At 69.5% G+C, this 16,803-nt stretch carries 21 protein-coding genes and 2 pseudogenes; 9 read left to right on the top strand and 14 right to left on the bottom strand.

The window, feature by feature from the left end; all coding sequences use genetic code 11:
- Window positions 1-12: 12 nt before the first annotated feature.
- The 4 genes from QF030_RS04765 to QF030_RS04750 all read right to left on the bottom strand — a co-directional run bounded on the left by QF030_RS04765 (window position 13) and on the right by QF030_RS04750 (window position 4,051).
- Window positions 13-1,623: a sodium/solute symporter gene (locus QF030_RS04765; protein ID WP_307161383.1), complete on the bottom strand. Its 1,611-nt coding sequence runs from the start codon at window positions 1,621-1,623 to the stop codon at window positions 13-15.
- Complete coding sequence (locus QF030_RS04760; RefSeq protein ID WP_307161382.1) at window positions 1,620-1,976, bottom strand: DUF485 domain-containing protein; 357 nt, start codon at window positions 1,974-1,976, stop codon at window positions 1,620-1,622. Before QF030_RS04760 ends, QF030_RS04765 begins: the two co-directional genes overlap by 4 nt.
- Before the next feature lie 366 nt (window positions 1,977-2,342).
- On the bottom strand, window positions 2,343-3,284 hold the full coding sequence (locus tag QF030_RS04755) for an ornithine cyclodeaminase family protein (RefSeq protein ID WP_307161381.1): 942 nt from the start codon (window positions 3,282-3,284) through the stop codon (window positions 2,343-2,345).
- Complete coding sequence (locus tag QF030_RS04750) at window positions 3,281-4,051, bottom strand: IclR family transcriptional regulator (protein WP_307161380.1); 771 nt, start codon at window positions 4,049-4,051, stop codon at window positions 3,281-3,283. The genes QF030_RS04755 and QF030_RS04750 overlap by 4 nt, the downstream gene beginning before the upstream one ends.
- 193 nt (window positions 4,052-4,244) lie before the next feature.
- Between QF030_RS04750 and QF030_RS04745 the strand changes: the two genes are divergently transcribed.
- Genes QF030_RS04745 through QF030_RS04735 form a run of 3 tightly spaced genes read left to right on the top strand, consistent with a single transcriptional unit; the run spans window position 4,245 to window position 7,087 of the window.
- Window positions 4,245-5,588, top strand: a complete 1,344-nt coding sequence (locus QF030_RS04745) for an amidohydrolase family protein (protein ID WP_307161379.1) — start codon at window positions 4,245-4,247, stop codon at window positions 5,586-5,588.
- The gene (locus QF030_RS04740; RefSeq protein ID WP_307161378.1) at window positions 5,585-6,652 is read left to right on the top strand and encodes a dipeptidase; all 1,068 of its coding nucleotides are present in this window, start codon (window positions 5,585-5,587) and stop codon (window positions 6,650-6,652) included. Before QF030_RS04745 ends, QF030_RS04740 begins: the two co-directional genes overlap by 4 nt.
- 9 nt (window positions 6,653-6,661) lie before the next feature.
- Entirely contained in the window at window positions 6,662-7,087 is a 426-nt protein-coding gene (locus QF030_RS04735; RefSeq protein WP_307161377.1) for a PRC-barrel domain containing protein, read from the top strand.
- Between the two features lie 291 nt (window positions 7,088-7,378).
- Here the strand turns inward: QF030_RS04735 and QF030_RS04730 are convergent, their stop codons facing one another.
- Window positions 7,379-7,714 carry a MerR family transcriptional regulator gene (locus tag QF030_RS04730; protein WP_307161376.1) on the bottom strand — a complete coding sequence of 112 codons (336 nt, stop codon included), beginning with the start codon at window positions 7,712-7,714 and terminating at the stop codon, window positions 7,379-7,381.
- Between the two features lie 122 nt (window positions 7,715-7,836).
- Window positions 7,837-8,538, bottom strand: coding sequence for an NAD(P)-dependent oxidoreductase (locus tag QF030_RS04725; RefSeq protein ID WP_307161375.1), 702 nt, complete (start codon window positions 8,536-8,538; stop codon window positions 7,837-7,839).
- A gap of 139 nt (window positions 8,539-8,677) precedes the next feature.
- On the opposite strand from QF030_RS04725, the gene QF030_RS04720 reads away from it, so the two are divergent.
- From QF030_RS04720 to QF030_RS04705, 3 genes are all read left to right on the top strand, one after another.
- On the top strand, window positions 8,678-9,388 hold the full coding sequence (locus tag QF030_RS04720; protein ID WP_307161374.1) for a TetR/AcrR family transcriptional regulator: 711 nt from the start codon (window positions 8,678-8,680) through the stop codon (window positions 9,386-9,388).
- Between the two features lie 354 nt (window positions 9,389-9,742).
- Window positions 9,743-10,126, top strand: coding sequence for a hypothetical protein (locus tag QF030_RS04710; protein WP_307167854.1), 384 nt, complete (start codon window positions 9,743-9,745; stop codon window positions 10,124-10,126).
- 610 nt (window positions 10,127-10,736) lie between these two features.
- Window positions 10,737-11,336 carry a DUF3291 domain-containing protein gene (locus tag QF030_RS04705; RefSeq protein ID WP_307161373.1) on the top strand — a complete coding sequence of 200 codons (600 nt, stop codon included), beginning with the start codon at window positions 10,737-10,739 and terminating at the stop codon, window positions 11,334-11,336.
- Window positions 11,337-11,368: 32 nt separating this feature from the next.
- Here the strand turns inward: QF030_RS04705 and QF030_RS04700 are convergent, their stop codons facing one another.
- From QF030_RS04700 to arr, 5 genes are all read right to left on the bottom strand, one after another.
- The gene (locus tag QF030_RS04700; protein ID WP_307161372.1) at window positions 11,369-11,599 is read right to left on the bottom strand and encodes a hypothetical protein; all 231 of its coding nucleotides are present in this window, start codon (window positions 11,597-11,599) and stop codon (window positions 11,369-11,371) included.
- An 84-nt stretch (window positions 11,600-11,683) separates the two neighbouring features.
- The gene (locus QF030_RS04695; protein WP_307161371.1) at window positions 11,684-12,136 is read right to left on the bottom strand and encodes a DUF5707 domain-containing protein; all 453 of its coding nucleotides are present in this window, start codon (window positions 12,134-12,136) and stop codon (window positions 11,684-11,686) included.
- Window positions 12,137-12,414: 278 nt separating this feature from the next.
- Window positions 12,415-12,600, bottom strand: coding sequence for a hypothetical protein (locus QF030_RS04690; protein ID WP_307161370.1), 186 nt, complete (start codon window positions 12,598-12,600; stop codon window positions 12,415-12,417).
- A 48-nt stretch (window positions 12,601-12,648) separates the two neighbouring features.
- The gene (locus QF030_RS04685; protein ID WP_307161369.1) at window positions 12,649-12,777 is read right to left on the bottom strand and encodes a hypothetical protein; all 129 of its coding nucleotides are present in this window, start codon (window positions 12,775-12,777) and stop codon (window positions 12,649-12,651) included.
- A gap of 229 nt (window positions 12,778-13,006) precedes the next feature.
- Window positions 13,007-13,417, bottom strand: coding sequence for an NAD(+)--rifampin ADP-ribosyltransferase (gene arr / locus QF030_RS04680; RefSeq protein WP_307161368.1), 411 nt, complete (start codon window positions 13,415-13,417; stop codon window positions 13,007-13,009).
- Between the two features lie 89 nt (window positions 13,418-13,506).
- Between arr and QF030_RS04675 the strand changes: the two are divergent.
- Window positions 13,507-13,870: pseudogene (locus QF030_RS04675) on the top strand (hypothetical protein); the annotation flags it as partial.
- 26 nt (window positions 13,871-13,896) lie between these two features.
- Here the strand turns inward: QF030_RS04675 and QF030_RS04670 are convergent.
- Entirely contained in the window at window positions 13,897-14,316 is a 420-nt protein-coding gene (locus QF030_RS04670; protein ID WP_307161367.1) for a VOC family protein, read from the bottom strand.
- Window positions 14,313-14,855 (bottom strand): annotated as a pseudogene (locus QF030_RS04665) (transposase); the annotation flags it as partial. The gene QF030_RS04670 and the pseudogene QF030_RS04665, both read right to left, overlap by 4 nt.
- Before the next feature lie 373 nt (window positions 14,856-15,228).
- On the opposite strand from QF030_RS04665, the gene QF030_RS04660 reads away from it, so the two are divergent.
- Window positions 15,229-15,567 carry a thioredoxin family protein gene (locus QF030_RS04660; RefSeq protein WP_307161365.1) on the top strand — a complete coding sequence of 113 codons (339 nt, stop codon included), beginning with the start codon at window positions 15,229-15,231 and terminating at the stop codon, window positions 15,565-15,567.
- 175 nt (window positions 15,568-15,742) lie between these two features.
- On the opposite strand, the gene QF030_RS04655 is transcribed toward QF030_RS04660, so the two are convergent.
- Entirely contained in the window at window positions 15,743-16,261 is a 519-nt protein-coding gene (locus QF030_RS04655) for a cupin domain-containing protein (protein WP_307161364.1), read from the bottom strand.
- 188 nt (window positions 16,262-16,449) lie between these two features.
- Here QF030_RS04655 and QF030_RS04650 point away from each other — a divergent pair, with 188 nt between their 5' ends.
- Window positions 16,450-16,731 (top strand): hypothetical protein, encoded by a 282-nt coding sequence (locus QF030_RS04650; protein ID WP_307167466.1) that lies wholly within the window; start codon window positions 16,450-16,452, stop codon window positions 16,729-16,731.
- The last annotated feature ends 72 nt before the right edge of the window (window positions 16,732-16,803 follow it).

Below are 16,803 nucleotides of genomic sequence, written 5' to 3'. Positions count from 1 at the left end.
GTCGGGGCGGGCTCAGCGGCTCCGGGGACTTGGCGGTCCGGCGAGGAGGACGGCTTCGATGGCGGCGTAACGGTCCCGTTCGCGTGCGGTCGCCCTTCTGCCGGACAGGACCGTGCCGAGCAGACCGCAGAGGAAGCCCGCCGGCACCGAGACGAGAGCCGTGGTCGTGAACGGGAACCAGTTGAAGTCGACTTCCGGGAACGCTGATCCCGGAGAGCCGGAGACGAGGTTGGTACCGGTCATGAGGACCAGGACGCTGACCGAGCCGCCGATGAGCGTGCACAGCAGGCCGGCGCGTGTGAAGCGCCGCCAGAAGAGGCTGTAGACGAGGGCGGGGGCGATGGCCGAGGCGCCGAGGCAGAAGGAGACGGTGGCGAGCGGCTGGAGGCTGCGGTGCTGGGCGACGACGGCGAGCAGGATGACGGGGACGCCCACGGCCAGGGCGGCCAGCCGCGCCAGTGCCATTTCGCGCAGCGGCGAGACGTTCGGGCGGGCGGCCGCGATGTCGTGGGCCAGCGAGTTGGCGCAGGCCAGCGTCATGCTGGCCACGGAGGCCAGCAGGGTCAGGAAGATCGCCGTCGTGACGGTGGCGAACAGCAGGCTCTCCGGGCGGGAGAGATGCATGCCGAACGCGGCGCGCGAACCGAGCAGATAGGCGGTGTTGCCGCGCGGGTCGGCCCCGGCGACGCCCGCACGCCCGATGAGGGCCGTCGCGCCCACGCCGATCACCGTGATCACGGCGATGAACAGGGTGACCGTCGATATCGCCCAGGACATCGCGCGGCGTACCTGAGGAGCACTGCCGGCGGTGTACATCCGCATGGTGACGTGCGGCAGACAGGCGCCGCCCAGCACGATGGCGCACTGGGTGCTCACCATGTCGAGTCCGCGGTGCGGGCCGTCGGCGAACTGGAGACCGTAGCGCAGGAAGTTCTGCTCGGCGCCGCTGCCGTGAGCCGCGGCCTGGAACAGGGTCCGTGGGCTCCAGCCGAAGGTGTGCAGGATGAGTCCGGCGACGACCAGTCCGGACCCGAGCAGGATCACCGTCTTGAGGATCTGGATCAGGGCGGTGCCCCGCATGCCCCCGATGGCCGCGTAGCTGATCATCAGGGTGCCCGCCCCGACGATGCAGCCGGTGCGCATCGCGCTGTCGGAGAATCCGAGGACGTACGCCAGCAACTGGCCCACCCCGGCCAGTTGTACGACCATCATCGGCACCAGCGAGGCGAGGGTGACCACACACGCGGTGATGCGCACCGCGCGGCCGGGCAGCCGCCTGCCGAGCGCGTCGGCCATGGTGAACCGGCCGGTGTGATGCAGCGGTTCGGCCAGCAGGACCATCAGGAGCAGCAGGGACAGCAGGGTGCTCAGGGCCAGTACGACACCGTCGTAGCCGCACAGCGCGATGACCCCGCCGATGGTGAGGACGGTGGCGGCGGAGATGTAGTCACCGGCGATGGCCAGGCCGTTGCGCAGCGGGGACAAGGAGCGGTAGCCGGTGTAGAACTCGTCGAGGTCGTCGCGGTCGGGGCCGGTGAGTACGCACAGCATGAGCGTGAGGGCCACCACGCTGGAGAACGCCACCAGGGACCAGGACTGCGCGGAGCCGTCGAAGTCCGTCACGACCGTGGCTCCTCGTGCGGGACGGGGTCGGGCCGGCGGTGCACACGCCGGGCCAGCGGGTCGACGAACCGGCGCGCCGTGTACTCGTAGAGGAGCACGGCCAGCCAGGTGACCGGCAGTTGCACCAGCGCGAGGAGGAGTCCGGTGGGAAGTCCGCCCGGTGCGAGGCGGGTCATGACGGAGGGGGCTTCGACGGTGAGGGCGAGGAAGACGGCGAAGTAGCCGAGCGCGGCGAACGTGGCGACGCGCCGCTGCCAGCGGCAGGCCCGGCGCAGCCGGCGGAGGTCGCGGTGGCTGCCGGTCCACGGTGGGACACGTCCGGAAGGAGCGTCTCGTTCTGCCGGGCGGCCCACTGCGGGGTGGCGGCAGGGGAGGCGTGCCGTCCGGGCCGGTGCCGCGCCGGGTATAAGTCGGAGCTGTCGGAGGACATCCCAGGATCTCCTACTGGGTCGTGGGCCCCAGGGGTGCGGACCGCGCGCGAACGTGGGGAGCGGTGCGTGTGTTCGGGTGCCCGCACGCTATGCGGGTGTCGGACCGCGCGCAGAGAGTTTTGTGAACTCCCTGGTGAGGACCCTTGCAACGCTCTGACCTCGAATGTTGTCCGAGTGACGGGTGTGATGAGGGGGCACGGCGGTGCTTACCGGGCAGCGTGGGTCGAATCGTTCGAACGGGTGCCGGGAGAGGTTCGTGGGGGTTCGGCGGATTCCCCTGCCGACGCCCTAGTGGGGCGGTTCGTCCGTACCGCGGCGGGTGGCCGTGCGGTGGACGACGTGCGCGGCGGCCACGTCCAGAGCGGCGTGGCCGGTGGACTTGAAGACGGTGAGCCGATCCGGGGCGGTCCGGCCGGGGGCCTCGCCGGAGAGGACGGAACCGAGGAGGACGGCTCGGCGGCCCCCGGGCAGGCCCTGCAACTCGTGGGCGCCGGAGGGCGGGGGAGTCGTGGCGGCGCCCGGCCACTCCGTGAAGAGTGCGGCGTCGCGGATGGTGTCGTCGTCGAGTTCGGGCCCGTGTGAGCCGCCGACCGAGCTGACGTGGGTGCCGGGGGCGAGCCATGCGCGGCGCAGGACGGGGCGGGTCGCGCCGGTGCAGCAGTACACGGTGGCGGCCCCGCGCACGGCGGCCTCGATGCCCTCCGCCGAGCGGCCGGCCGGGTGCAGGGCGGCCAGCGCGCGGGCCGCGTCGGGGTCGCGGCCCGCGACGGTGACGGGTTCGGCCGGGCGGAGCGCGGCGAGGAGGGAGACCTGGGCGCGGGCCTGGGCGCCGGTGCCGACGACCACGACGGGCCCCGGCCGGGCCAGGGCCAGGGCGCTGTGCGTGGCCGCCGCCGCGGTGCGCCAGGCCGTGACGGGTTCGGCGTCCATGACCGCCAGAGGACGGCCGTCCTCCGGGTCGAAGAGGGCGACGATGCCCCGGTGGGTGCTGCGGCCGGGGTGGGCGGGGTCGGCGAACACCGACACGAGTTTCGCCGCGAGGCCGAGGCCCGGCACGTATCCGGGCATGGCGCCCAGCAGGCCGCCGGGCGCGAAGGCCGCTATCCGGGGCGGCGCGGACACCGCGTCCCGCGCCACGGCGACGAGTGCGTCGGACACGGCGGCCATCAGGCGGCACGGGTCGAGGGCCGCCGTGGTGGCCGCCCGGTCGAGGACCAGGACGTCGTTCACGCGCCGCTCGCCGTACCCGTGCCGGACAGCAGGTCACGGAGGGTGTCGACCGCCGAGGCGAGTTCCTCCCGCAGCCTGCGCATGCGGGGTTCGTCGATCTCGGCGTCCGGGCCGACCACGGTGACGGCGCACACCGGCGCCCCGGGGAGCGGGACGACGGCGCGGCTCAGGGAGGCGACGAACTGCTCGTTGCGGCCGTGCTCGACGGCGAACCCGTCGGCCTCGGTCCGCGCGAGGTCGGCGAGCAGGCCGGTCTCGCCGTCCAGGGGATGCCCGGCCTCGCGGGCCACGTCGAGATAGGGGCCGCGTGCCCTGGGGGGCAGGGCGGCCACCAGGGCGAGCGGCCCGGCGAACCGGTGGACGGGCAGTGCCTCGTCCCGGAGTGTGCTGATCATCGCCAGCCGGTCCGGGCGGATCACGTCGACCACGCGGGAACCGTCGTTCTCGAGGACCTGGAGGTTGACCATCATGCCGGTGCGCGTGCAGAGGTCCTCCAGCACCGGGCGGGCCAGGGAGGTCAGCGAGTTGTGCGCCGCCCGGGCCGACAGGCGCAGGACGGCGGTGCCCGGCAGATAGCGGTCGTCGACGCGCAGGACCCAGCCGCGGCGGACCAGGTCCACCAGGACGCGGTAGGCGGTGGCCCGGTGCAGCCCCACCTCGTCGGCGAGGTCGGTGAGCCGGGGCGGCCGGGAGGCCCGGGCGACGGCCTCGACCAGGTCGAGCGCCTTGTCCACGGCCGTCCGCGGTGCGTGCGTCGCTTGCGGCATCGAAACCCTTTCCCTTCCCCGATGACCGGGACGACCGGACAGAGCACCCCGGCGAGACGTGTCCGGCGCCGGATTCGGAGGTAGGCTACCGCTTGTTTCGTGTGGCGAGAGAGTTGTTACGTACAGCGTAACAGGCGAGAGGGTGACCTTGACGTACGAGAGTCCCGGGGCGACGAGCGAGGGCGCCGGAGCGGTGAGTGAGAGTCTCGGAGCGGCGGACGGAGTTTCCGGGGACGGGACGCCCTTCGCGCCGCCCGGGGCCGGCGAGTTGGTGGTGTACCCCGGACTCACGCTGTTCGACGGGACCGGCAGCGCGCCCCGGCCCGGCGCGTCGCTCGTCGTCGACGGCTCCGTGATCCGGTCCGTCGCGGACGAGACGGACGTGGCGGCCGCTCTCGCCGAGGGCGCCGAGGTCGTCGACCTCACCGGTCACTTCGTCACGCCCGGCCTGGTCGACGCGCACCAGCACCTTGCCACCCCTCCCGACCGCGCGGCCGCCGAGGCGGTCCTGCGCCGTCTGGTCCACAGCGGGGTCACCGCCGTGCGGGACATGGCGGACGACCTGCGTCAGGTCGGCGACCTCGCGCGGGCCGCGCTGGTGGGGGAGATCGCCGCTCCGGACATCCACTACGCGGCGCTCATGGCGGGCCCGGGCTTCTTCGACGACCCCCGCACCCATCAGGTGACCCGGGGCGCCGTGCCCGGACACGTGCCCTGGATGCAGGCGGTCGGCGACACGACGGACCTCCCGCTGGCGGTGGCCCTGGCCCGGGGGACCTACGCGTCGGCCATCAAGGTCTACGCCGACCTGGAGGCGGATCTCGTCGCCGCCATCACCGCCGAGGCGCACCGGCAGGGCATCGCGGTGTGGGCGCACGCCGCCGTGTTCCCCGCAACGCCCGGCGAGGTCGTCGCGGCCGGCGTGGACAGCGTCTCGCATGTGACCCTGCTGGCCCACGAGGCCGCCGAGGAGCCGCTGACCAGCTACAAGGACAAGCCCGCCGTCGATCACGAGAGTCTCGTCACCGGCGAGGACGCCCGGCTCGACGCGCTCTTCGCCCGGATGCGGGAACGGGACGTCGTCCTGGACGCGACCGCCGGCATGTGGGCGAGCGAGGAGCTCGCGGGCGACGACCCGGAGAGCACCGAACGCGCCCGCCGCCAGACCGAGTTGGCCATCGCCCTCACGGCACAGGCGCACCGGGCGGGCGTGGCGCTGGCCACCGGCACCGATTACGAGACCGCTCCCGGCGAGCCGTTCCCCGCCCTGTACGAGGAACTCGCCTTCCTGGTGAAGCGGTGCGGCATCCCGGCCCCGGACGTGCTCCGTTCCGCGACGCTCGTCGGCGCCCGCAGCGCCGGCACCGCACACCTGACGGGCAGCGTCGAGCCGGGCAAGCTGGCCGACTTCGCGGTCTTCGCGCAGGACCCGCTGGCCGACATCGACCACCTGCGCACCATCACCCTCACCGTCAAGCGGGGCCGCCGCTTCCCGCGCGCCGCCTACGCCGCCACCCCGTCCAGGGAGAACCGTTGACCGGCACGCCCCTGATCATCAACGCGCTGGGACAGCTCGACAACCCCAACGCCCCGCAGTCGATGGCGGCGGCGGGAGACCTCAACCCGACCGGCGAGCAGTACACCGTCGACGCCCGGACGCTGGCCGAAGCGAAGGCCTCCGGCCTGACCGCCGTCAACATCACCCTGGGCTATGTGATGGGTGACCTGCCTCCCTACGAGCACACCCTGCACGAGATCGACATCTGGGACGGCGTCATCGACCGCCACCCGGACGACCTGCTGAAGGTCACCACCGTCGAGGACATCCGCAGGGCCGCCCGCGAGGGCAGGGTCGGTGTCGTCTACGGGTTCCAGAACGCGGTGGCCGTCGGGGACGACGCCGGGCGGGTGGCCACGTTCGCCGAACGCGGCGTACGCGTCGTGCAGTTGACCTACAACCAGGCCAACCGCCTCGGCGGCGGCTCGTCGGCGCCGGCCGGCACCGGGCTGACCGCGTTCGGACGCGAGGTGGTCGAGGCCCTCAACGAGCACCACCTCATGGTCGACCTGTCGCACAGCGGCGAGCGGACCTGTCTGGAAGCGGCCGCGCACTCCCGCGTCCCGGTGTCCGTCAACCACACGGGGTGCCGCGCCCTGACCGACCTGCCGCGCAACAAGACCGACGAGGAACTGCGCCTGGTGGCCTCCCGCGGCGGCTTCGTCGGCATCTACTTCATGCCGTTCCTCAACTCCACCGGGCACGCGCGCGCCGCCGACGTCGTCGAGCACATCGCCCACGCCGTGGACGTCTGCGGCGAGGACCACGTCGGCATCGGCACCGACGGCCCCGTCACCGCGATCGACGACCTCGACGCCTACCGGGCCCGGCTGGCCGAGCACGTGGCGCAGCGCCAGGAGGCCGGGGTCTCCGCGGCCGGCGAACGGGCGGACACCTACCCGTTCGTGGTCGATCTGCGGGGCGTGGACCAGTTCCGCGAGCTGATACGGCTGCTGGAACGGCGTGGCTACTCCGCCGGCCGCATCGAGAAGATCATGGGGCGCAACTTCGTCGACTACGCCGAACGGGTGTGGACGGCGTAGCCCTGCGACGTGCGCCGTGAGGAATCCCGCACGCCTGTCGCCCGCCTGAGCGGGCACAAGCAGGAGCAGGACGACAGGGAGGACATCGTGAGTCAATACCGCGCACACCACGTGCCGACCGCCGGCCACACCCCGGACGACGACCTGACCGGATACCAGGTCGACGCCACGGACGGTCACGTCGGCAAGGTCAGCAAGTACTCCAGGGACCTCGGTCCGGGGTTCCTGGTGGTGCACACCGGGCTCTGGGTACTCGGCAAGGACGTGGTGATCCCGTCGAGTGCCGTCCTGGGCATCGACCACGACGCCCGCATCGTGCAGTTGTCCCGGACGAAGGAGCAGGCCAAGTCGGCGCCCGTCTTCGACGCGGACACCTTCCTGGGCGATCCGCGCCACCGCGACCAACTGGGTGGACGGCACGGATCCGGTCACTGACACCGGCGGCCCGCACCCCTGACGGGTGCGGGCCGCTCGCCGTTCGGCCCTCATGCGCACGGCCTGCCCTTCTGCCGGTGGGCGGGCCGGTGGCGCGGATGCGGGGTGGCGCCGACGAGGCGGGTGCGGCGGCGTAGGCCGAGCAGCACGGAGAGTCCACTGGAGCCGACAGCGGTCGGCCCCGCCCCGTTCGGGTGCAGGGATGGCCCTCCCGCACAACCTCACCACCGGCCTGCCCACCACCCACCCGTTCACGCATGGCGGGGCCCGGTGGGGCGGGCGCGTACCGGTTCAGCCGGCGGTGGCGGCGTCGGGCCGGCCGGCATCGTCAAGCCGGCCGCGCAGTGTCGCGGCGAATTCCTCGGCGCGCTCCAGCTGGACGCGCAGGGCGAGCACACGCTGCTGCGCGGCCATCTCGAAGCCGCGCACCCGCTCCGTGAGTTCCTCCCGATCCTCCGGCCGCAACTCCTCGCCGGAGTCGAGCCGGTCGGTGGCCTCCAGCAGCGAACGCATCTCGTCCAGGGTGAATCCGAGCGGCTTCATGCGGCGGATGACCATCAGACGCGCGACGTCGGCCTCCGCGCCGTCCTGCGCGCACCCCGCCCTGCCCGGGATGTGCCCGAGCACGACAGCTGCGGTCGTTCCGTCCGGTGAACAACGGGCGTTGTGGCCGGCGGCGGGATCACCGTCAGGTGATCGACGGGATCTTGCACCGCCGACAGCTGCGGCGTTGGTCCGTCGGCGTCGGTTCAGTAGCCGATGGTGAAGCGGCGCTGGACGAAGCGGGGCAGTTCCGCCTCGTCGACGAGGGCGACGGCGGCGTCCTCCACCGAGATGCGGCTGCGCCCGTCCGCGTCAAGTACGGGCTGATCGCCGCCGATCCGGAACCGGCCCGTACGCTCGCCGGGCGCTATGTCCTCCGCTGGGCTGAAGTAGGTCCACAACCGGTTGGAGGTGCGCAGGACATCCAGCGCGTCCCGGTGGCCGCGCACCGCAGCGGTGTACTCCCTCGGCAGGCCGATCGCGTCAAGGGTCTCGTGCAAGAGCTCATCTGAGTCGGCCCGTACGAGTCCGGGCTCGATCTCCAGACTGCCAGCGCCGCCGATGACGATGAGCCGGGTCCGGGGATGACTCTCCAGCGCCTTCAGGAGTGCTCGCGCGGCGGTGGCGTACACCGTGGGGTCGGCGATCGAGCGGGCCACCGTATCGGCGATGTCCTTGGCGGCATTTCCGGGCTGGAACCCGCTGATCAGGACGTCGAGGCCAGGTATGACGGCGGCGATGGCGTCGGCGTCGAGAACGTCGACGCTCCGCCAGACGACGTTCTTCCGGACCTCGTCGATCCGCGTGGCGTCGCGGCTGAGGGCCGTGACGTGGTGCCCCCGGCCGAGTGCTTCGGTGACGACGCGACTGCCGATGCCGCCTGTGGCCCCGATGACTCCGATGTGCATGGCTCTCCCCTGGTGGTTGCTCGCGCGTCAGTTACCCATGCCGCCATCTTCTCTTCACGGCATGCAGTGACTATACGGTGTGAAGTATCGATACGGCGCTCAGTATTATGACGCTGTAGAGTGAGTGATCGTGGGAAGCGTGGGAAGCATCAAAGGGCGCCGTGAGCGGTTGCGGGCCGAGACGACCGCCGAGATCAAGAAGGTCGCGCTGGAGTTGATGGCCTCGGGAGGACCCGACGCGATCACGCTGCGGGCCATTGCTCGCGAGATGGGCATGACGGCTAACGCCATCTACGGCTACTTCGCCACCCGGGACGACTTGGTCACCACGCTGATCAACAACGTCTACACCTCGCTGGCCGACACGGTGGACGCCGCCTGGGGCGCCGCCCCCGCCCAGGTTCCGGCCGCCCGGATCCAGGCGTGGGCCTGCGCCTTCAGGGACTGGGCGCTGGCCAACCCCGAGGGATTCCGCCTCATCTACGGTGACCCCGTGCCCGGCTACCGGCCCCCCGAGGGCGGCGCCGCCCCGGCCGCCGCCCACCGTGTCTGCACCGGCATCACCGCGCTGGCGGCCGCCGCCTGGCCGCACGCCGAACGTCGCTATGGGGACAGCGACTTCGAGTGGTCCGACTTCGACGCTGGTCTCCTCGAGAAGGTCCGCCCGGCCTTCCCCGACCTGCCCCCGGCCGCCGTGGCCCTCGCCCTGCGCATTTGGAGCCACCTGCACGGCCTGGTGTCACTCGAGATCTACGGCCACCTGCAGACCCAGGCCCTTAGCCCGGAAAAGCTCTTCCGTGAAGAACTGGCCCAGCTCATCCGGTCCTTGAACATCGCGCCGCAGGGGTAGCGGCCCTACACAAGGAGCGCGCCCGCGAGCTGAGCCGGCTGTGGGTCCGCCGCCTTGTCCCCCGCAGGCACGCAACCAACGCGGGGCAGCGATCTGACCAACCTGTGCACCACGCTGACGGACGTTCCCCTGGAAAATTGCGTGGTGCTCAAGCGCGAATCCCTGAGCGCGCAGGGTTCAGTCAGTGCAGAGAAGCGTCTTCGCGTCCTGCGGCCAGGAAGCCTTCTTCGAAGGCCACGTTCACGCGCTACAAACGCTGGGCGGAGTCCCACGGAACAAGGTTCGATACGACAGCCTCAAGGCCGCCGTCGCCCGGGTGCTGGGGCTGAGCCGGGCGAGGGCGGAAGCCGACCGATGGATCGCCTTCAGGTCGCATTTGCGCGAGAGCTTGTACTGCCGGCCGGGCATCGAGGGCGCCCACGAGAAGGGCGGAGTGGAGGGACAGATCGGCTACTTCCGCCGCAACCACGGAAGCTGACCAAGCGGTGCATCAGCCACAGTGGCGCCAAGGTCACGGTCAAGTTCTCGAACACGACCGCCAAAACCGCCCAGGGTCAGTTCGGTGTCACGTGCGCCGGCTCCGGCGGCCAGGAAGCCAAGGCCCTCAAGGACGGCACGATTCCCGGCTACGACACCTTCTCGAAGTCGTACCAGTGCCCGAAGGGCTTCCGTGACCACGCCACTGGCTGGCAGATGAGCAATGGCAAGGCCTACCGCACACCGGCTATCAAACTCTAGGCAGGTCGAGCAGGAGGCAGGCACCATCCGCGGTGCCTGCCCCAGCGGGAGCGCATAGCGCACCCGTCCGTCGCCGGTCAGGTCAGCCCGCTGCCGGCGCCCCGGCCGACCATTTGTGCGGTCTTTCGTGGGCGAAGGGTGCATGCCACGATATTCCGTGCCGTGCTGATGCCGTCTCGTATCCCCGTGACGGCATCAGCACTCGCCCCGTAATGCCCGCCGATCGGAGCACGGCTTTTCAGCACCATCCCAGCGCCGAAATCTCCTACCAGCTGCTCCCGTGGACGGAGCAATGGACACCTCGCTTGAGCGAATCGATCGGCCGAGTGGATCGCAGCCTGCCCTGCCCTGCCCTGCCCTGCCCGTCACCGCCCCCAGCCCCGTAATGGGCGGTGCAAGAGGCCACTTGGAGAGGGAAAACGCAACTTCGACAAGGCCCGCGAAGGCAGCTACCTTCACCTTGTCTTCGGCGATCGCCCACCGCTGCACGGGAGTTCGTTCAGGCTGTCCCGCCCGCGACGGGATGAGTGGCCACGCCCACGAATCCTCGTCCCCCTGCGTAAGCCACCGAACCGGGACCACACCAGCACCCCCAACCAGGGAGAGACGCATGCCCCATCTTGCGCTGTACACATTCGGCGTCCTGAAGTCACCTCTCGCCGATCCCGGGCCTCTCACGCGCGAGTTCTACGACAGTGGTGAGGCCGTCTACCGGAAGATCAGTCAGCACCCCGGATACCTCGCGCGTGCTGAAGCGGCAGACGGTGACCGGGGCATGCTCTTCGGGGCGGACTGGGGTGCGTGGGGAGAGTTCGCCGTACCGACCTGGTACGGCAAGGGCCATACGGTGGAAACCACCGCCCTGGCCGCGACCCTCTCACTCTGGACCGACCTGCGCCCCGCCTTCGACGCCATCTACACCGGTCTGCACCGTGAGGCGCTGAACAGGCGTTACGACTGGTTCGAGAGGACAGAGCACCCGAACTACGTGTGCTGGTGGGTCTCCGACGGCGTGATACCCACCTGGCAGGACGGGGTCGTCAGGCTGGAACACCTCCACGACCACCGTCCCGCGCCGCACGCCTTCACCTTCCACCAGTCGTTCGCCCCGGACGGAACTCCGGCCAGGATCAAGGACATCGGGCCGAAGAGCGACCAAGGAATCCCTCGGTGCGGGACGGACGAAGCCGGCCGCGTGGCAGGAGGGTAGTGAGAGCACGTCACGGTGGCCGTCACCGTCATTCACTCGATGTGTCCGGTCCCGGGGTCCACCTGCGAGAGGAATTCCCTGATGGCCGCCTCAAGATCGGCCATGCTGGACGGCACCGCAGGATGGGTGCTGTATCCGAACCCGTACTGGGGATCAGGCCCGGTCAGCCAGGTGAAGTCGTAGGTGCCCGGCTTGCCGTCCGGCTGGCTGACGTCGAACTCCTGACCGTCGACCGACATCCGCCACGGCTCGTTCGCTGACATCACGACCTGCTTTCCTTCAGCCCCGGAGACAAGAGCACCCGTGGCCTCGTCGGCCCACGCGCTACGGTCACATGCACGTGCGGATCACGCAACGGTGAAATCCGCTGCCTTGGTGTCCAGAGTCGTCTCGCCGTCCTCAGCGGTAGCCAGGACCGCGACGTGCCAGACACCGTGCGGGGAGGACTCGGCATCGGAACCGGTGACCTTGACGGTGTAGGTGCAGCGCACGGTTTCCCCACCGGTGGACTTGCAGACGGCCGACTCCGCGGCGGCCATGTCCTTGGCGGTCAGCCCTTCCTTCGCGAAGGACGACTGCTCCGGCCACGCCAGCACCTTCACGTTCTTGACCCCTGAGGACGCCGTGACGTCAGTGGTAAAGGTCAACGAACCACTGCGGTCGCCGTCGGGGGCGGCGTAGCGAGCGGTGTTGTGTGCCAGCGCCGGGGGCTGGTCCCCGGCGTAGGCGACGGCGAACACTCCGGCACCGGCGACAACGACGACACCGGCGGCCACGGACAATGCGATACGTCGCGACATGAAAAGTAGTCCTTCATAGGCTCAGTTGGATCAGACCGGCGCTCGGCTGCGCCGTTGCACCCATACTGGTCGCGCAGTGGACGTCGGGTATGAGCACACGTACTCAACTCGGCTCTGAGTAGGGCCAATTGCTGAGGCCTTCGGAATGTTGCCGGCGGTGGTGACGTGTGGTGATCCCTGCGATGAGCCGCAGTCATGCGGGCCGCGCGGGGTGGAGGACTGACCGCGGAGCGGCGGCCGTTACGCGAGCGGATCCGTACGAGGCGGGTGAGCGCTGATCAGCTGCTGAAGGTGGTGAATGAAGCCCGGTCGTCGAGACGGGAGCCGGTGACACGGTCGCGCACATCGGTGAGCAGCCGCTCCACCAGCTCCGTGGTGGCGTGGTACTCGCTGTGGAATCCCAGGCTCAGGTCGGTGATCTCGTACTCGAACAGCACGTCGACCATCAGGTCCGCCAAGGTCACACCTACCAGGGAGAGATCATCTCGGGCAAGGTCGCAGAGGGGTGGGTGTCAGTCGATCAGCCACTCGTCGAGGCGCTGGACGGACCTCGGCGTGTCCATCTCGTCTGCCCCTGCCAGCAGTCGAGCGTGGTACTGCCGGGTGATGGGCAGGGCGTCCTCGTAGATCCACGAACACACACATCCTGTCGAAGGCCAAAGCCTCCTCACCGTGCGAGAGCAGGTGGCGAAACGTCCGTGATGACAGCCTCAGCAGTGAGCGGCGAATCCTCCAGGAGCGCCACCACACGTGCTCGATACGACAGGCTCACGCGCTGTCCTCCTGCCAGAACCCACCGGACCGATGGCATCTGCCATCCCCGCCTCCAGCCAAGGAGCTGTCGACTCGCCCGGTCTTTGCGCGCAACCCTTAGTTGATGATTTCGGCGCGGTCATCCAGACGGATTGCGGCCAGCCGGTCTCGCCACATCTGGAGAGCTTCGGGTGTTTGTCGCGTCCAGTCGGTGACCTCGCCAACGATCCGGAGAGGTTCCCTGCTGCGAAACGAGCGGGTGGGATTGCCCGGGAACTTCTTGTCGGTGACGTTCGGATCGTTCTCGAACTCCCCGGTCGGTTCGACGACATACACGCGCGGGGCCCCGTCGCCGGCGGCGAGTTCGGCGGCGAGTCCTGCGCCGTCGCGCAACGCGGTGAAGTAGACGTGGTTCATCACGATTTCGGGCAGGTAGTTGGAACGGAAACCGGCGGTGAGGTGATCTCCGACCCGCAGCTCGGCTTTGGTGCCGTGAAAGAACGGACCTTCGTCCAATGCCTCGTTCATCGCTACAGGCTATCAAGCCAAGCTGTCGTGACACCCAGCAATCCAGGACGGCTCGGACGCCGCTATCACGCCAGCAGTAGCAAGATCACCGCAACTACCGCTTCTCGGCGAACGTGCAGGTCATCATCGATGCCGGCACACACCTGGTCGTGGCCGCCGCCCGTTCGGCCCCGGGCAACAAGGCCGACGCCTACGTCTTGCGCATCTCCGGCCTGTTCGACCGGTGCCGGGTGTCACGGTGCCCGGCGACGGCGCCTACATCAACACCGGCCTGGCAGTCCCGTACCGCAAACGACCCGGCCGGGCCCTCTTGGCCGGCAACGCCGGGTCCGTGCGCGGGTCGAGCATGCGCTCGTCTTCGCCCGCATGCGGCACTGCAAGGTCCTTCGAGACTGTCGACAGCGCGGCGACGGTACTTGGAGAGGGTCACCCATGTGGACTGAAGGCGAGTAACTTCACGACCCGTGGATCGATTGATCTCAGTTTCGTTCGGGTGATTTGATCGCGACGAGTTCGACTTCGAAGCCGTCGTCGTTCTCCAGGTAGGCGGCGTAGTGCTGTCCGCCGCCGGCGTATGGATGCCGCTCGGGGAACATCAGGTGCCAGCCGTGCTGAGCGGCGTCGACGGTCAACTGCTCGACATCAGCGGCACCTTCAACGTGAAACGCCAGGTGGTTCAGTCCTGGACGGCAGCGGTCGTGCCGTTCGGCGGTGAGAGCCGGGGAGTGCTCGATGACCAGGTAGGTCGGCCCAAGCCGATAGCTGCGGCCGCCGTCCCAGCTCTGGAAGGCGGCATAACCCAGCTCCTCCAGCAGCCAGCCGAGCGAGGTGAGCGCGCGGTGGAGGTCCGGCACCCACAACTCGACGTGATGCAGCGTGCCGTGCGTCGGCCGGCTCATGCCGCCACCCCGTCGGCACGCTCGACGAGCTGTACGCGTTCGAAACGGGCTCCGGCGCGGACGAGGGCGAGGTGAGGCGCGTTGACCGCCCCCCAGCGGACCTGGGCGGACTCGACGAGCTTGAAGACCATGGCAGGCGCGGCGACCGCGCCGCCGGCGCCCTTGGCGCCCTTGGTCCTCAGCCGTATTGTCGTGAAGGTCGGTTCGATGGGGGTCGTCGTGCGCAGGCGAACCCAGTGCTCGGCCGGGAGGTCGTTGAAGGCCAGCAGTTCGTCGACGGCGTCGGTGATCTTCTGAGTGGCCTTGAGCCACTTCGCGCCGTACGCCTCCTCGCATGCGGCGGCTGTGACCGCATGTTCGCGGCCCTCGGCGGTGTGGATGTCCTGCAGCGCCTTTCGCGTACTGAACTGGGCCGACGTCGGGATGGCGTTGAGCACGTTGGCCGTCTTGTGGCAATCACACAACAGGTCGGCACAGGACTCGGCGGACTCGTGGCAACCGTCAGCCATCGCGATCAGCTCCTTGGTGCAGTCCGACCGACGCGCCAACGTCGGCCAACTCGATGACCATCAAAGGATCATTTGGAAAGGTACGCCCTTTGCACGTCAAGCCGAGGCTGCTCCGGAGGTATTGAGAATCGCTCCCTGAAAGGCGGGACGCTTGCTGTATGTCGGCATCGGCCCTCGGTTATGGCGAACTGGACCAGCACGGAGGACCTGGACAAGCGGCTGCGGTACCGCTACCAGTGCAAGGCGGCTGGCTCGACGCTTCGGCCGGCCTCGGGTGCCTGCTCGACTTTGAGTTGCGCTGCGCCGCGTAGGTTGTTCCTCACGCCGCAGGCCCGGGGCAGGCCAGATGTGACACGCGGGGGATGATGGGCTCGGAATGAAGAACGTAAGGTCAGGAGCTTCCATGACAAAGCGCGTCCACCAGCCCCGTGAGGACGCGGAGTTCGATTTCATCCTCGGGATGAGTGGAGTTCCGGTCCTCGCATACTTCACCGGGACATGGCCCAAGGCGATCGAACCCTGCCGGGCGATGGACCTCGTCGTGGGTGGCATCGCCGACGACTACAGGGGCCGCCTGACGGCCGTCCGCACCGACATCACGCGCTGTCCGGCCGCAACCGAGCGATACGGGATCACTGGAGCCCCGTCCTACGTTCTGCTGAAGGAGGGGAAGGCGGTGGCGCACGGCACGGGGCTCATGACCATCGCCGAGGTACGGGACTTCCTGGACGGCCACCTCTGAGTCGCCACCGCGGCATTAACGGCCGCGACGTACGAGATGGTCTGGCAGTGCTGGCAGCACTCGCAGCGCTGGCGGATCTGGCCTCCCCGGCTCAGGCCAGGCCGCCGTCACCTCGCACGCGAGAAGCGCGACAAGAGCCTGCCCGTCTGAGAACAAGGTCAGGGCCGTTGGTTTGTTACCCCGTTCCGGGCGGGGGAGTGAGCCCGAACCTCTCGACGATGCCGGGTAGCCATGCCGGTCGGCCAAGTTCCACGCCGTAGTTCTCGGCAAGCCCGGCGACCGCTTCGGGCTCCGGCGGTCCGGCGGAGACCAGTTCGGCCAGTTCGCGGAAGAAGTGTTCGAAGCCGGCCGGAGTGATGATTTCGATCATGCGGGCCGGAACGGGCCCGGCGTTCCACATCGTGTGCAGCTCGCCACGTGGCTTTGTGATGTACCCGCCAGGGCCGAGAACGGTCTCGCGGTCACCGGAGCGGAAGCCGATCTCGCCCTCCGTGACGATCGAATACTCGTCTTCCCGCGTATGCAGGTGTGGCGGCACGAGCGCGCCGACAGGAAACGGGTGTTCCACTACCGAGAGTGAGCCGTCCGTGTCAGCGCCCCAGATTTTGAAGACCACCCCGATGGCTCCGATGTCGACCTCGGTTCCCTCCCCAGGTCGCACAACGGTGAGCGGAGGCACCTGCGGCTCTGCCATGGTGAACACCCCTCGGCGCGAACGATTCGCATGTCGAGTCACACCACTGCGTGTCGAATAAGTGTCCAACGCTGATGGAGGAGCCGCAACCATTGCCCCGCGCCTCCGAGCGGTGCGGCTGCTCGGTGATTTCACGGCCCCGCTACGGGTACTCGGGGCCGGTGGCGAAGAAGACACGGCGTTACGCGGTGGCGGCATCGAGCCGCTGGTGGGACGAGGAGGACGGGCGCTGGCTGCCCGGCGGTGAAGTGCACGCCTGGGAACAGGGCACGAACCAGTCGGTGTGCGGACTGTCCCTGCATCGGTCGCAGCTGGCCCGCTTCGCGGGCGTCGCCTGGCCGGATATCCTCCCTGAGTCCGGGGGCGCGGCTGACGCGGTGCGCCGCGTCTGCCCACGATGCGCGTCCGCCGCTGGAGGGCGCGGTTCGGACGCTCGCCGGGACCGGCGAAGGATGAACCACCGACCTTAGCTGCGGCCCATCCGGCCCCCGCACGTGCCCCGCCCCAGGGACCGGCCAGGGGAGATCGTCCACGACGGACGG

Origin of the sequence: Streptomyces rishiriensis (assembly GCF_030815485.1) — a bacterium.
Classification (GTDB): domain Bacteria; phylum Actinomycetota; class Actinomycetes; order Streptomycetales; family Streptomycetaceae; genus Streptomyces; species Streptomyces rishiriensis_A.
This window is presented reverse-complemented; position numbering and strand designations above follow the sequence as displayed.